Origin of the sequence: Sphingomonas melonis DAPP-PG 224 (genome assembly GCF_000379045.1) — a bacterium.
Classification (GTDB): Bacteria; Pseudomonadota; Alphaproteobacteria; order Sphingomonadales; family Sphingomonadaceae; genus Sphingomonas; species Sphingomonas aquatilis.
In genome coordinates this window covers 3,688,734-3,702,977 of the sequence record NZ_KB900605.1, presented here as the reverse complement: position 1 = coordinate 3,702,977, position 14,244 = coordinate 3,688,734, and the positions used below count along the sequence as shown (strand labels likewise).

At 68.0% G+C, this 14,244-nt stretch carries 12 protein-coding genes; 10 read left to right on the top strand and 2 right to left on the bottom strand.

Annotation, left to right across the window (positions count from 1 at the left end; all coding sequences use genetic code 11):
* Nucleotides 1–86: 86 nt before the first annotated feature.
* The 6 genes from SPHME3_RS0117825 (at nt 87) to SPHME3_RS0117800 (ending at nt 6,293) form a co-directional block, all read left to right on the top strand.
* The gene (locus tag SPHME3_RS0117825) at nt 87–1,502 is read left to right on the top strand and encodes an aldehyde dehydrogenase family protein (protein WP_017978001.1); all 1,416 of its coding nucleotides are present in this window, start codon (nt 87–89) and stop codon (nt 1,500–1,502) included.
* A gap of 385 nt (nt 1,503–1,887) precedes the next feature.
* Complete coding sequence (locus SPHME3_RS0117820) at nt 1,888–3,150, top strand: OmpP1/FadL family transporter (RefSeq protein WP_231291986.1); 1,263 nt, start codon at nt 1,888–1,890, stop codon at nt 3,148–3,150.
* A 10-nt stretch (nt 3,151–3,160) separates the two neighbouring features.
* Nucleotides 3,161–3,568, top strand: a complete 408-nt coding sequence (locus SPHME3_RS0117815; RefSeq protein ID WP_017978003.1) for a YeeE/YedE family protein — start codon at nt 3,161–3,163, stop codon at nt 3,566–3,568.
* Nucleotides 3,565–3,984, top strand: a complete 420-nt coding sequence (locus SPHME3_RS0117810; RefSeq protein ID WP_017978004.1) for a DUF6691 family protein — start codon at nt 3,565–3,567, stop codon at nt 3,982–3,984. Before SPHME3_RS0117815 ends, SPHME3_RS0117810 begins: the two co-directional genes overlap by 4 nt.
* A 250-nt stretch (nt 3,985–4,234) precedes the next feature.
* On the top strand, nt 4,235–5,635 hold the full coding sequence (locus SPHME3_RS0117805) for a sensor histidine kinase (protein ID WP_017978005.1): 1,401 nt from the start codon (nt 4,235–4,237) through the stop codon (nt 5,633–5,635).
* Nucleotides 5,636–5,645: 10 nt separating this feature from the next.
* Nucleotides 5,646–6,293 carry a response regulator transcription factor gene (locus SPHME3_RS0117800; RefSeq protein ID WP_017978006.1) on the top strand — a complete coding sequence of 216 codons (648 nt, stop codon included), beginning with the start codon at nt 5,646–5,648 and terminating at the stop codon, nt 6,291–6,293.
* On the opposite strand, the gene SPHME3_RS0117795 is transcribed toward SPHME3_RS0117800, so the two are convergent.
* Nucleotides 6,243–7,310, bottom strand: coding sequence for a hypothetical protein (locus SPHME3_RS0117795; RefSeq protein ID WP_231291988.1), 1,068 nt, complete (start codon nt 7,308–7,310; stop codon nt 6,243–6,245). The two genes, SPHME3_RS0117800 and SPHME3_RS0117795, sit on opposite strands and share 51 nt — an antisense overlap.
* Before the next feature lie 411 nt (nt 7,311–7,721).
* On the opposite strand from SPHME3_RS0117795, the gene SPHME3_RS0117790 reads away from it, so the two are divergent.
* From SPHME3_RS0117790 to SPHME3_RS0117775, 4 genes are all read left to right on the top strand, one after another.
* On the top strand, nt 7,722–8,297 hold the full coding sequence (locus SPHME3_RS0117790) for a hypothetical protein (RefSeq protein WP_017978008.1): 576 nt from the start codon (nt 7,722–7,724) through the stop codon (nt 8,295–8,297).
* A gap of 58 nt (nt 8,298–8,355) precedes the next feature.
* The gene (locus SPHME3_RS0117785; RefSeq protein ID WP_231291989.1) at nt 8,356–9,018 is read left to right on the top strand and encodes a hypothetical protein; all 663 of its coding nucleotides are present in this window, start codon (nt 8,356–8,358) and stop codon (nt 9,016–9,018) included.
* 308 nt (nt 9,019–9,326) lie between these two features.
* A complete protein-coding gene (locus tag SPHME3_RS0117780) occupies nt 9,327–10,757 on the top strand; it encodes a DUF4139 domain-containing protein (protein ID WP_017978010.1) in 1,431 nt (476 codons plus the stop codon).
* On the top strand, nt 10,757–12,286 hold the full coding sequence (locus SPHME3_RS0117775; RefSeq protein WP_017978011.1) for a DUF4139 domain-containing protein: 1,530 nt from the start codon (nt 10,757–10,759) through the stop codon (nt 12,284–12,286). Before SPHME3_RS0117780 ends, SPHME3_RS0117775 begins: the two co-directional genes overlap by 1 nt.
* 164 nt (nt 12,287–12,450) lie before the next feature.
* Here SPHME3_RS0117775 and SPHME3_RS0117770 read toward each other — a convergent pair whose 3' ends face one another.
* On the bottom strand, nt 12,451–14,061 hold the full coding sequence (locus tag SPHME3_RS0117770) for an ABC-F family ATP-binding cassette domain-containing protein (protein ID WP_017978012.1): 1,611 nt from the start codon (nt 14,059–14,061) through the stop codon (nt 12,451–12,453).
* Nucleotides 14,062–14,244 lie beyond the last annotated feature (183 nt).

The window sequence follows — 14,244 nt, the reverse complement described above, 5'->3', positions numbered from 1 at the left end:
CACCGCTGCACGGCTGCGGCGATCTGCTACGTCGATGGCACAAGGTGCTGCCCGCTTGCCGCGGAGCCGCCGCATAGGAGAGCGAGATGGATTTCGACGGTCCCTACACCATGACCATCGGCGGCCGGTCGGTGCCCGGCTCGGCCACGTTCGACGTCGTTAATCCGGCCACCGAAGCGGTGATCGCACAGGCCCCGGAGGCGTCGCGCGAGGATCTGGATGCGGCGGTTAAGGCGGCGCGCGATGCCTTCCCCGGCTGGGCGGCGACACCGATCGCGGAACGCCGCCGGATGATCGACGCGCTGGGTGATGCGATCCTCGCCAATCTCGACTCGTTCAAGCGCCTGCTGACACGCGAGCAGGGCAAGCCCCACGCCGATGCCCAGGGCGAGGTCGGCGGCGCGGGTATGTGGCTGAAGGGCGCGGCGACGCTCGACCTGCCGGTGACGGTCAACGAGGATACCGCCGAACGCTACAGCGAGACGCGGCACGTGCCGATCGGCGTGGTGGGCGCCATCGCTCCGTGGAATTTCCCGATGATCCTCGCGATGTTCAAGGTCGGGCCGGCGCTGCTCGCGGGCAACACGATGGTGCTGAAGCCGTCGCCGTTCACGCCGCTGACCACGCTGAAATTCGGTGAGCTGGCCGCGACGATCCTGCCCGCGGGCGTGCTCAACGTCGTGACCGGCGGCGATGGGCTGGGACCGTGGCTGACCGAGCATCCCGGCATCGACAAGGTGAGCTTCACCGGATCGACCGCGACCGGGCGCCGGGTCATGCAGAGCGCGTCGGCGACGCTGAAGCGCGTGACGCTGGAACTGGGCGGCAACGATCCGGCGATCGTCATGCCCGATGCCGACATCGCGGCGATCGCGGAAAAGCTGTTCTGGGCGGCCTTCACCAACAACGGTCAGATCTGCATCGCGACGAAGCGGATGTACGTACACGAGGCCGTGTACGAACCGCTGAAGGCGGCGCTGGTCGCCTATGCCAAGACGGTGAAGGTGGGGGATGGTTCGGAACAGGGCACGCAGATCGGCCCGATCAACAACCGACTGCAATATGAGCGTGTGCTGAGCCTGATCGCGGACGCGAAGGACAAGGGCTACACGTTCCTGATCGGCGGCGAAGCTTCGGACACGCCGGGGTATTTCATCCCGATTACGATCATCGACAATCCGCCCGAAGACAGCCGCATCGTGCAGGAAGAGCAGTTCGGCCCGGTGCTGCCGCTGATTCGCTTCGACGATGTCGAGGACGTGATCGCCCGCGCCAACGCCAGCGAATATGGTCTCGGCGCTTCGGTCTGGGGCGCGGACGAGGACGCCGCATATGCGGTCGCCGAACGGATCGCGAGCGGCACCGTCTGGGTCAACGAAGTGCAGCATCTGACGCCGTTCGCCGCGTTCGGCGGCATGAAGCAGTCCGGCCTGGGCGTGGAAGGCGGGCTGGAAGGCCTGACGGAATATACCAATACGCAGACGATCACGCGGCGGCGGTGATGTGATCGCGCGATCCTGACGGCCACGGCGTTTTGGGGGCGTTGTAGGGGCGTATTCGGATGGTCGCCCGTCGCGAAGCGGTTGTGCTTCCGCGACGGGCGTCCAGCTGTTCCGACGTCGTCAGTTTCTGAGTCGTGTGGGCCCAGTTGTAACTTGGACTTCGCGTGTAAAGTACAGATACTGCTGGCAATTTATCACAACAGAGTATCGGCGATAATTGTCGGCGCGGTCGCTGTGTAGCCCGCGTCCGAGATGATATTCCTGATCAGTGACCCTGAATACGTCGGATACGATGCATTTTTGGCAGTAAAGCCAAGATATCTTGCTGCCCTCGGCGACTCCCATTTATCGCCTACTGAAACGGTAGGAAAAGGGAGTGGCGCGCATGTTGGGACGCAAATTCACAAGGGTCGGTACGGCAAGCGCTGCCGTGGCATTGCTGGCTGCGACACCGGCCTTGGCGACCGATGGCTATTTCCTCAACGGCGTTGGCGCCAAGGCCAAGGGTATGGGCGGCGTCGCCATCGCCTTGCCGCAGGACACGCTTTCGATCGTGTCCAACCCGGCGGCGGGGACCTTCATCGGGCATCGCCTGGACGGCGGCGTGGAGATCTTCGTTCCTGATCGCGCTGCAGGCATCAGGGGCAATGCGGCCGGGCCCGACGCGCGGTTCGGCGGCAATGGCAGCAATCCGTTCGTGCTGCCCGAAATCGGCTATGTGCGGCCGCTGTCGGACAGGGTCGCGATCGGCATCGCCATCAGCGGCAACGGCGGGATGAATACGAACTACAGGGACAATCCCTTCGCCCGCTTCGGCGCGACCGGCCCGGCCGGGGTCAATCTGCAGCAGCTGTTCGTGTCGCCGACCCTGTCGGCGCGGATCGCGCCCGGTCACGGCATCGGGATCGCGCCGGTGATCGCGGTGCAGAGCTTTCGTGCGAACGGCCTGCAGCCCTTCGCCGCCGCCTCCGCCGATCCGCAGCATTTCACCGACCGCGGCACCAGCTGGTCCGCAGGCGTCGGCGTGCGCGTCGGCTATCTGGGGCAGCTTACCGACTGGTTGAGCGTCGGCGCCTTCTATCAGTCGAAGATCGCGACCGGACGGTTCAATCGTTATGCCGGGCTGTTCGAGGATCGGGGCAGCTTCGACATCCCCGCGTCCTACGGCGCGGGACTCGCGGTGAAGCTGGTGCCCGCGCTGACGATCGCGGCGGATTACAAGCGGATCGACTATGCCGGGGTGGGCGCGGTGGGCAATCCGCTGGCCCCCCTATTCCGGGGCGTGCCGTTCGGGGTGGCGGGCGGCCCCGGCTTCGGCTGGCGCGACGTCAACGTCATCAAGGTCGGCGCCAGCGTTGCCGTCAGTCCGAGGTGGCAGCTGCGCGCGGGCTATGGCCATTCGGACAATCCCGTCCCGCCGTCGCAGACGTTCCTCAACATCCTCGCGCCAGGCGTCGTGCAGGACCATTTCACGCTCGGCGCGACCTATACGACCCGCTCGGGCGTCGAGATCACCGGCTTCGCGATGCATGCCCCGAAACGGCGGGTCGAGGGCCGCGGATCGATCCCCGCGTCTTTCGGTGGCGGCGAGGCCGATATCCATCTAGGCGAGACGTCGATCGGACTGTCGTTCGGCAAGCGCTTTTGAAGGAGGTGGCATGAGCCTGGCGGACACGCTGATGCCGTTGGCGGGCGGTGTGGTCATAGGGGCGGCGGCCGGCGGGTTCCGGATGATGACCGGGCGGATCACCGGCATCAGCGGCATCTATCGACAGGCCATCACCGGCCCCGACCGGTGGTGGCGCCTCGCCTTTCTGGCGGGACTCGTCATGGCCGGCGTGGGCGCGACGGCGCTGGGTGCGATGCGCGGGGCAGCGGTGATCGACGCGATGGGCCTGCCGCTGCTGATCGGCGGCGGCCTGCTCGTCGGGTTCGGGGCGGGATTCGGCGGCGGCTGCACCAGCGGGCATGGCGTCTGCGGGATCGCCCGCCTGTCGCCACGGTCGCTGGTGGCGGTGCCGGTGTTCATGCTCAGCGCGATCCTGACGGTGCTGGTGACGAAATGACCCAGCGTCACGCTCCGGTCCTTACCGCCTTTGGATGCGGCCTGCTGTTCGGGATCGGCCTGGTGATATCGGGCATGACCGACCCGGCGCGCATCCGTGCGTTTCTGGACGTGACGGGAAACTGGAACCCCAGCCTCGCCCTCGTCATGATCGGCGCGATCGCGACCGCGGCACCCTTCTTCGCCTACGCGCGCCGGCGCGAAGGTAACGACGGGGGCGGCGGGCAGGATGGGCGACGGATCGACGCGCAGCTGGTGATCGGGGCGACGATCTTCGGCATCGGCTGGGGGCTCACGGGAATCTGTCCGGGGCCCGCCTTCGTCAACCTCGTCGCCGCGCCGCAGCCGGTCGTGTTGCTGCTGGTCGCAATGGGAGGCGGGCTCGCGCTGTCGCGCTGGATCGTCGCGCGGCGATAGGCGACGTCAGCGCTAAGCCTCCGCACCACGGGCGCTGATCCCACGGCCTATACCTGGCGGCGCGATTCACTCTGGTGCGCCGCGGAGGCAGTGCTCGCCGCAACAGGCCGTCGCTGCCGGGTCGTTTGGCGTCTTGCCCCATTTTGGGATGGCAGGTGGCAGCGGGATCGGCGCCGCACATTGTTCTCCATTTCGCAATGAGTTAGTACCGGGTCGGACCTGGGGCAAACGAATGCAACGATTCTGGGCCATGATCGATGAGGATCGTCGCCCCCCGCCCGCGGCCCCGCTGTCTGCGTCCTCCATCACCGCCGCCGCTGCCGCCATCCTGGTCACCTGGGCCGCACGGGTATTTGCGGGCGTGGAACTGCCCTTCCTGTTCTGCCTGGGGGCCATTCTATATGCGGCGCTGAACGAAGGCTTGGTGTCCGGCCTCGTCGCGACGGGGGTGACGCTCACCGGGACGACGCTGTTCGCCAGTCCGTCGAGCCCGCTGGTCACCGGCCGCAACCTCGTCATCGTGACCGCATTTGGGGCGGCCCTGTCGATCACCGGCGAATTGATGCAGCGCGCACGGCGCCGGGAACAGCGGGCCGCGGCTCATGCGCGACGACGCGAACAGACACTGCAGATCATGTTCGACGACTCGCCCGCGGCGATGTTGGTGGTCGATCCCGCCGATCGGATCGCCGCCGTGAACGACGCGACCGCCGAGCTGTTCGGCATAGACCGCCGCGCGTTCGCCGGGCTGCCGCTCGACCTGTTCGTGCCGCCGTCGTCGCGCAACGCCGCAGCGCCGCATCGATCGATCACCGCGGACGGACGAACGCTGCACGTGCGGGTTCTATCGAAGCCCATCCCCCTCGCCGGACGCGCCTACAGCATGCTGTACCTTCGCGACGAAAGCGAGGCGATCAAGGCCGCCGAGCAACTCGCCGAAACGCAGCGCGGACTCTACCGGATCGCGCGAGCCACATCGCTGGGCCAATTGGGATCGTCGATCGCGCACGAGCTCAATCAGCCTTTGGGCGCGATCGCCAATTATCTGGGCGTCGCGCAGGCGCTGCTCGCCGGCCAGACGCCACAGGTCGCGCCTGCGAACGAGGCGCTCGGCGACGCGCTGCGGCAGGTGTTTCGCACGGCGGCGGTGCTGCGCAAGCTGCGCGAATTCGTCGCCCGGCGGCCGCCGACGTTGCAATGGCTGGACGTTCACGCGCTGATGGAAGACGTCGTCAGGCTGGCGCACCTGGCCGTCAAGGAATCGGGCGCGCAGTTCGAAGCCTGCATCGACCGGGGACCTGCGGAGATACTGGTCGACGCGGTGCAGATCCAGCAGGTCCTGTTGAACCTTCTGGTCAACGCCGCCGAGGCTGTCGAGAATCGCCCGTCGCCCTCCATCGGGCTGCGCAGCTGGAGCGAGCATCCGGACACGCTGACCATCGCCGTCGAAGACAGTGGTCCGGGCGTGCCGCTCAAGGAGGATCGCGATCTGTTCGCACCATTCCAATCAACGAAAGCCGAAGGGGTAGGGATCGGCCTCACCATCTGCCGCAGCATCGTGGAGGCGCATGGGGGCCGCATCTGGTGCGACAATGAGTCGACGTTGGGCGGCGCACGATTCCTGCTCTCACTACCACGCCGGGATGCATAGGGGACCCATCATGCAGAACGAGTTGCCGATCTACATCATCGACGATGAGCCAGAGATGTGCCGCTCGTTATCGCTGCTGCTCGCGACGTCCGGGGTGCCGGCACGATCGTTCGGCAGCGCCGACCTGTTCCTCGATGCACTGGATTCCCTGCCGATCGGCGTCATCATCTGCGACGTCATCATGCCCGGGTCGTCCGGCCTCGCGCTGGTGCGTGCGCTGCCGCCGCTCGACCGGCCGGACCCCGTCATCGTCATTGCGGGCCATGCCGATATCCCGCTCGCCGTCGACGCGCTGAAGGCCGGGGCGTTCGATTTCATCGAAAAGCCGTTCGAGGCGTCGGTGATCGGCAAGGCGGTGGCGGGCGCCAAATCCCTGCTGCGCGACCGAATGGCCGCCCGGCAACGGCTGGACGCCTTGTCACCGCGCGAACGGCAGGTGCTGCACCTGATCAGCCAGGGCGCGACGAGCAAGGAGGCGGCGCGCGCCCTCGGCATCAGTCCGCGGACGGTCGAAACCTATCGCGTGCATCTGCTCGAAAAGACGGGTGCGGGCAGCACCGCAGAACTGATCCGCCTTGGCGTCGAACTCGATCGGTTGGGCGTGGGATCACTCGCGCCACTCGTCGCGCATCAGCTTGATGCTCAGGCTGTACACTAGCCCGCTCGGCGGCAGGCGCATGATGGCCTCGCACCGGCGGTTGGACGCGATGAGATCGCGCAGGAGGCGCGAGCCGAACCCCGTTTTCGCCGGCATCGAGACGGGCGGACCATCGATTTCCCGCCATGTCAGAAGCAGGGTGGCATCCCCCGCCTCGCTGCGGACCAGCGCCCAGCGGATATCGACCCGCCCCAACGGGCTGGTCAGGGCGCCATGCCGGATGGCGTTCGCACAGAGTTCGTGAAGGACGATCGCGATCAGGTTCGCCCAGCGCGCCGCCAGCGCGACGGACGATCCGGATTGCCCGACGCGGGGGCGCTGTGGATCGTCGAACCGGGCGGTAACTTGCGCCGTGACCTGCTGGATCGAACAATAATCGCCGGTGACCTCGCATCCGATCCGCGCGACGGCATCCAGGCTGCGCAGGCGATCGATAAAGGCCGCCACGACGGGATTGGCGCCCAGAGGGGCCAATGACAGGCGGGCAAGCGCGATGGCCAGCGAGACGAGGTTGCGCGAACGATGCACGGCCTCGGTCTGGGTGACGATGTCGAACGAACGGTCTTCGTCGGACGCGATGGAGAGGCTGACGATCCGGCCGTCGTCCGTGGTCGCGGGGATCGTGACAGGCAATCGCGACACCGCGTCCAGGCCGCCATCGTGCAGCCAACCGGACCGTGTCGCGCCGTCCGCGTGGTCCGTTATCCGGATGGCCGCGGGTAGGTCCTTCCACTGGATCGTCAGATAGACCGGCGATGCTTCGACGGACATGATGCGACGCTCCTCGCATAGGCGGTTCATGAGCGGGACGAGCCAGCGTCCGCCCCCGGGCGCACCCTGCTGCCGGAGCGGCATGTCCAGCAATTCCGAAACAATACGGATCGCATGCCGCGGGGTGATCCGTAATCGCGCGAATGTTCGGAAGGCCCTGCCGGTCGTAGCGATAGCGGCAGGAGGTGCGTCATGCCGGACAGAGTTCTGCATCGGGCGGTGAAAGGGAAAACCGACGATCGGCACGGCCGACTGATGCCCGCCCTCAGGGTGGACGCCCGTGCCGACCGTCGTGGGCGGCCGGGCTCCATCCTGCCGGATCGGTTCCGGGATCGCCGGGCTTGCCCCAAAGCCCCCCGCGTGGTGTCCGGCGTGGCCACGATGGCTGGCCGATCAGGACGACAGCCACTTCCGTCCTGAATCCCGGCGGTCGTCGCTCGCACCTCCCCCAGGTGCGAGCGGCACTGCCGATCGAAACGAAACCCGAAGATCTGCGGCGGTCGTCACGGACGCGGTCGTCGCGCGCGGTGCATTGCCGCGGGATCTGCCTGTCCGTCATCGTGCGGCCCGCCGATCCGCGCGGTGTGTTCCAGGCCGGACGGCGAAGCCTTCGCCGGCCGTTCACCCAACGACAGTTGGTCAACAGGAGCACTTGCCATGAAGAAAGCTATCTACAGTTCGCTGTCGGTTCTTGCATTCGCGATCGCCGTGCCCGCCGCAGCGCAGACATCGGGCACGGTGACCGGCGGCGCCGGCATCGGCATCGGTGTCGGCGGCTTCACCAACGGCGCCATCGATACCTCGGCGGTGAGCGGGACGAACAATCAGGCGCTCAGCGTCGATGTCACCCGCAACATCTCGGCATCGTCGGGCAGCGGCTTCGGCGGCACGATGAACATCAGCAGCCTGCCGGCCGGGTCGAGCTATGCCGTCGTCGGTGGGGTCGGTACGTCCGGATCGTCGATCGCCGCGAACATCGATGCGGCGAACAACGGCACCATCACCACCACCAGCTTCAATGCGGGCCTGTACGGCGGTCTGACCGGCGGTTCGGCGGCGCTCAACATGCAGGTCATGAACTTCGGCCAGAGCACCGCGGACTTCAAACTGGTCAGCTCGTTCGACGCGACCCACTCCGACCAGTTCAACCTCACCTCGACCGACTGGACGATGGCCGGGGCGGCAGGTGCCACCGCCTTCGGCTTCGGCTCGCTCGGCTGGGACGTCGACTGATCGACCACACTCGGGGTGGCGCGGCCGCCACCCCAATTCTTGAAGAGGGAGAGGGAAGATGAAACGTGTCCTGGGTCCAGCCGCCGTTCTCGCGCTTCTGCCACTGAGCGCCACGGCGCAGCAAATGGAGGCGCAGTCGAGCAATACGGTCAACGTCATGGCGATCACCGGGCCGCAGACCGACGTTCCCACACGGCAGGAGGTCGTCTACGGCGGGCACACGTGGACGACTCCGAGCGCCCAGGGCAGTTATTTCGGCGGTGCCAATCCGTGCCTGATCGGCAGCGGCGGCGGCGCGGCGGGCGGCCCCATCGCCTTCAACATCAACGTCGGCAAGAGCGACGAGGGGTGTCAGCGTAGGTCCGATGCTGCCGCGTGGCATGCCATGGGCTTCGACAATGTGGCGGTGGCGCGCATGTGTCAGGACATCAAAAGCGCGGATGCCTTTTTCGCGGCCACGGGAGAGGTCTGCCCCGGCGCGATGGCCACGCGCTACAAACTCGCGGACGGCTCGCCGGCGCGCCCCGCGGCGCTCGTCGCGAACAGCCGTGCGATACCCGGCAACCAGTATAGCGGCCCCGTCGACCTCACCAGCCCGCAGGTGCAGGCCGCGATCCGTGCCGAGGCGGTCAAGATGCTGCGGTCGCAATCGAACGTGAGCGCTCCGCCAGCGGGCGCATCGCCGTCGATCGGAAGCGAAGCGCCATTGATGAGGAAATAAGGGGGTGGCTGACGTGATCGCACATCGTGGACTGTCATCTGCGTGCCGAAGGGATATCGATTGAGATGCGACGCAGTGATGGCCGCGCGACGTCGCGTCGGTGTTGACCTTCTGCCATTCGCCCGACGTTTCGCCGATGGCACCGGCCGTATGCAGGCAGATGTGGTATAATCGAATGACGCCATGGGCGACGACGGTCTTGCCCGCGTCGCCATAACGACGCCGCCGCCCACCGCCTGACGTTTCCGCGTTGCGCCGGCGCTGGCGCCATCGCATGCTCCGCCGCAAAGCGCCGGGGGGGACGAGACATGCGGAACGGGTGGATGATCGTTGGACTGCTCGCCTTGCCGACGGGCGTGGGCGCGCAGGTATCCTCGACGACCGTCCCGCCCCCCGCCGCGGTCCCGGGGGCGGGCAGCGCGCAGGGCGACGTGTCGGTCACGATCTACAATGGCGACGTCGCGCTGGTGCAGGACGTCCGCCAGCTCACCCTCGCCGCCGGCCGCGTCCGCCAGTCCTTCCCGGACGTCAGCGCCCAGATCCGGCCCGAGACGGTGTCGCTGACGATGCCCGATGCCGGGATCGTCGAACAGAATTTCGACTATGATCTGCTCAGTCCGTCGAGCCTGATGGAGAAGGCGGTGGGTGAGACGATCACGCTCGTCCGCACCAACCCCGCCACCGGTGCCGAAACGCGCGAGCGGGCGCGGGTGCTGGCGGTAAACGGCGGTGTCGTCCTCGACATCGACGGGCGGATCGAGGTGCTGCGCGACGACGGCCTGCCAGTACGTGCGGTGTTCGACCGTGTACCGGAATCGCTGCGTGCGCGCCCGACCCTGTCGGTGACGCTGGCCAGTGCGCGATCTGGATCGCGACCTGCGACGCTGTCCTATCTCACCCGCGGCCTCGGCTGGAGCGCCGATTATGTCGCGCTGTTCGACGACAAGGCCGGCACGGTCGACGTGCAGGGCTGGGTGACGCTGCGCAACACGACCGGCACCACCTTCACCAATGCCAAAACCCTGCTCGTCGCAGGCGAGGTGGGCAGCGCGAACGACGAGGACGACGCCCCGGTTCGCCCCCGGCGGCCGGTGCGCACCCAGGCCGGCACCGAGACGTCGGCGCGCGAGCAGCTTGGCGACTATTACCTGTACCCGCTCGCCGAGCGGACCACGATCGCCGACAAGCAGACCAAGCAGGTCAGCTTCCTCGACGTGAAGGGCGTTGCCGCCAGCTCGGGCTATCGCTTCGACAACGGCTGGCTCGGCACCGCCGACGCCCCGCGCAGCGCGCAGAGCGTGCTCCGCTTCTCCAATCGCGGCGGCACCGGCGGGGTCGGCGATGCGCTGCCGGCCGGCACGGTGCGCGTCTACATCCGCGATGCGCGCGGCCAGCCGCAATTTACCGGCGAGAACCGCATCGAGCACACGCCGCAAGGATCGACGATCGCGCTGCCGACCGGCGACGCCTTCGACGTGAAGGTGCAGCCGACCGTGGTCGAACGTACCCGGCTGGGCGGCGACCGGTGGCGGACGCGCATGCGCTACACGCTGACCAATGCGCGGCCGCGCGCCGTGACGGTCGAGCTCGTGCAATTGGGCCTCGACTGGTCCGACACGCGGATCATTGACGAGAGCCGCAAGAGCGAGCGGCCCAATGCCGGCAGCGCGACGTGGCAGGTGCCGGTTCCCGCCAATGGGGAGGCGGTGGTCACCGCGACCTTCGACACGCGCTACTGATGCGCGCGCTGCTGACGGTCTTGCCGGCGTTCATCGCGATCGGCGCCGCGCCTCTGCCTGCAACGCCCGGCGTCGTGACGTCGCCGGCGCCTGCAGCCGTCGCGCTGACCGTCTATCGCGCGCCCTACGGCCAAGGCGCGATGAACCTCGGCTATCTCCAAGGCTTCGCGCTGGTCACCGAAACCCGCCGCATCGCCGTGTCGAAGGGCGCATCGACGCTGCGCTTCGAGGGCGTCGCCGAGGGCATCGTGCCGGTGAGCGCGGTGGTCGAGGGATTGCCCGGCGGCGTCATCGAAAAGAACCGCGACGCGCGCCTGCTGTCGCCTGCCTCGCTGATCGACGGCACGCTGGGCCGCATAGTGACGCTGACGCGCACGGATCGCGCCACCGGCCGCCGGGTTTCCGAACAGGCGACGATCGTCGCCGGTCCCGCGAGAGGCGTCGTGCTGAAGACGCGCGCCGGGATCGAGACGCTGCGCTGTTCGGGCCTGCCCGAGCGGCTGAGCTTCGCCGGCGTGCCCGGCGGACTGTCGGCGAAGCCCGTGCTCAGCGTCGCGACGGTCAGCCCGGTAGCGCGCACGGTCACCGTAAAGCTGAGCTACCTCGCCAGCGGCTTCGACTGGCGTTCGAGCTATGTCGCCACCGTCGCGCCTGACGGCCGTACGCTCGACCTGTTTGCCTGGCTGACGCTCGCCAACGCCAATCCCGAGCGCTTCCCCGATGCGCAGCTCAGCGCGGTCGCGGGTCGGGTCAACCGCGTCTGGACGCCGGGGCTCGAGCGCGCCGTCGCGGCGCTGTCGCTGTCCTGTTATCCGCTCGGCACGACGACGTCCGATCTGCCTGAGGAGACGTTCGAAAAGGCCGACGACATCGTCGTCACCGGTTTCCGAATGGCAGCGCCGCCTCCGCCGCCGCCGCCGCCGGCTCCGGAGCCGGCACCTGCACCGCCGGCACCGGAGAACCTCGGCGACCTCAAGCTCTACCGCGTGCCGATGCGCGTCACCGTCGCGCCGCGCGCGCAGAAGCAGGTCGCGCTCTTGTCCCGCGCCGGCGTTCCCTTCGATCGGCGGTATCGCGCGCGTCTCTATCCCGGACAGCCCATCGTGAGCGCGCCGACCCGCATCGTGCTCGCGCTGCGCAATCGCCGTGACGCCGGCCTTGGCCTGCCGCTGCCGGCGGGCAGCACCGCGGTCTATGCCACGCGCAACGGCGAGCGGCTGCTGCTCGGTCAGGGTGCGTTGACGGACCGTGCAGAGGGGGAATCCTTTCGCATCGCTGCGGGCATCAGCCCGCAGGTGACGGTCATGCAGGAGCCTATTTCTGCCGACATCATGCGCGTGGTGCTGACCAATGCCGGTGCCGCGCCTGCGTCGGTCGACGTGCCGATCGGCACCGCCGGCCAGCGGATCGAGGCGATCGACGCGACGCTGCCGATCGTCGACGGCGCCCGCACGTGGTCGGTGGTCGTCCCGCCAGGCCGCACCGCAGAGTTGCACTACCGCTATTGCTGGGACCGCTGCCAGCGCTAGCCGCGGGGCGCAGGCAACGGGGCATCTCGGCCGATGAGGTTTCTGCTGGCGGAGGACGATGCGGCCACGGCGGAGACGATCGGCGTCGGACTCGCCTGCGCGCGATAGACGTCGTTGGGGATGTCGTGGAACATCCGTCCGCGCGCCGGTCTCCTTGCGACGGGCTAACCGGGCGTGGGCGCGGCCGTATCCGTCGTGATACTGGTGACCGCCATAGATCGCTCGACGCCGATCGCACGAAGGAAGCGAGCGTCGTGGCTGACCACAAGCAGTGCGCCGTCGAACCGTTGCAGGGCGCGTTCCAGAACCTCGATCGACTCGATATCGAGATGGTTGGTCGGCTCGTCGAGGATCAGCAGCCAGGGCGGCTGCGGGCCGGAGAGGGCGGCGGCCAATCCCGCCCGGAGCCGCTCGCCACCCGACAACGTGCCGACGACCCGCTGGGCATCACTGTTACGGAAGGCGAAGCGCGCGCAGGCGGCATGGACCGCCTCGTCGTCCAATGTGGGGTGGAGGCGGCGTAGGTTGCCGACGATCGTGTCGGCGGCGTCGAGCAGGCCGACATGCTGGTCGAGCATCGCGATCCGATCGGCGCGTCGGCGAACCGTACCGCTGGCTGGAGCGAGATCGCCCTTGGCGAGGCGGAGCAGTGTCGATTTGCCGGCGCCGTTACGGCCGGTCAGCGCGACTCGTTCCGGTCCGCGGATCGTCAGCGACCAAGGGCCGAAACGTCGATCGCCATAAGCGACGGTCGCGTGCTCGATCGAAAGTATCTCGGCCTGCGACGGGAGGCCGGTGGCGGGGAGGTCGATCGTGAGCGGCGTCAGCACCTCGACTTGTGCGTGGGCGGATGCGCGGGCTTGCACGGCCTCCTCGATCTGCCGTTCGGCGAGCCTCCGGCCGTGCCCGCTGCTGTTCTCGGCGCGCTCGGCTTGGCGGCCCAGCAGGATCTTCGGCTCCGATCCCTTGGCGGCGAAGCTGCGCCCGGCCTTGTCGCGCCGGTCCTTGGCCTCACGCGCGGATTGGGCGGCGAGGCGGGTGGTGCGAAGGGCGGCATCGGTGCGGGTCCGTTCAGCGTCGGCGAGCGCGCGTTCGGCATCGCGCGCGGCGGCGAACGTCGACCAGCCGCCGCCGACGATGCGGTTGCCGATTGGGCTCAATTCGACGATGCGGTCCATGGTTTCGAGCAATGCGCGATCATGGCTGGCGACTAACAGGCCGCCGCGCCAGCCCGCGATCCAGCGTTCGATGGCGTCCCGACCTTCGGCGTCGAGATTGTTGGTCGGTTCGTCGAGCAGCAACAAATCGGGCATGGCGATCGCCAGCCGGGCCATGCCGACGCGCGTCCGCTCACCGCCCGATAGGCTTCCCATCGGGCGCTCCAAGACGATGCCCTCAAGGCCGACGTCGGCGAGCGCGGCGTCGATCTCGGCCGGCAGCGTCCAGTTGGCGGCGTCGAAGTCCTCTGCGGTGCCGTCCCCGGCTTCGATCCGTGTCAGGATCGACAGTGGGTCGTGGACGCCGAGCGCTTCGGCGACGCTGTCCCCGTCATGCCAAAGCTGCGCAAGCCGGCCGACCGTGCCCGCGCGGTTGATTGTGCCGGACACGGGACGCGCGTCGCCCGCAACGATATGCAGCAGCGTCGACTTGCCCGATCCGTTGCGTCCGACCAGGCCGATGCGCTCGGCGCCGATCGACAGGGTCAGGTCATCGAAAAGCGGTCGGCCGTCAGGCGTGGCGGCGGAGAGATGAGAGAGGGTGAGGAAACTCGACATAGACACCGTGGCGGACGGAAAGGGCAGGGCGGGCGGCGCTGATCTTCCGGTCGTTCATGGTCGTGGCTCCTTCGGTCTCGCCACCGATATAGTCGATGGCGACGCCTGCGTCACCTGGCGCCAGACAAGGATCGCGGGCGTCGCCAACAGCCACGGCACATATTCCCCGCGCCATGGCAGTCG